Source organism: Sphingomonas astragali, assembly GCF_051400615.1.
Classification (GTDB): Bacteria; Pseudomonadota; Alphaproteobacteria; order Sphingomonadales; family Sphingomonadaceae; genus Sphingomonas.
On record NZ_JBLFFH010000013.1, the window covers coordinates 1 to 648 of the forward strand.

Sequence of the window (648 nt, forward strand, 5' to 3'; positions counted from 1 at the left end):
TAGCTGGTGCTCGCGCCGTTGCCCGACACCCCGGTCAGCCGCCCCGCCTGGTCGTAGCTCGAGGCGAACACATGCCCGCCCAGGTCCGTCCGGCTCACCACATGGCCGAACACGTCGCTCGTCTCCGCCGACGCGCGGACCAGCGTCCCCGCGCCCCCCGCCTGCGCGGGGGCAGGCTCGTAATAGCCGGTCGTCTCGACCCATCCCCCCGCCGTGCCCAGCGCCGCCACGCCGATCCCCGCGTCCCACGCATAGCTGGTGGTGGTCACGTCGCCGCCGAACGCCCGCGCCCTGACGATGCGGCCCTGGAGGTCGTAGTCGGTGGTCTCGGCATCCCCGACACCCAGCACCGAGTTCCAGTGCCTGATGCGCTGGCCGAGCACGTCATAGGCATAATAGTCGCCCAGCCCGCCCGGATTGATCTGGTCCGTCAGCCGCCCCAGCGCGTCATAGGCCATGCTCGTCACCAGCCCGTTCGCGTCGGTCACCTTCCGCAGGGTGCCGTAGACGTCGTAGCCCCGCACGACCTTCCCGCCACCGGCATCGAACTCGCTCGCCACCAGCGCCTCGCTGCCGTCATAGCCCGTGCCCGCGATCAGGCTCAGCCTCGTCCGGTGGCCGTTCGCGTCCTCCCGCGACACCAGACGG

At 71.3% G+C, this 648-nt stretch carries 1 protein-coding gene; it reads right to left on the minus strand.

Annotated features, from left to right (window positions below; genetic code table 11):
* On the minus strand, positions 1-648 hold a 648-nt coding region (locus ACMGER_RS18170; protein WP_436813590.1), incomplete at both ends, for a hypothetical protein.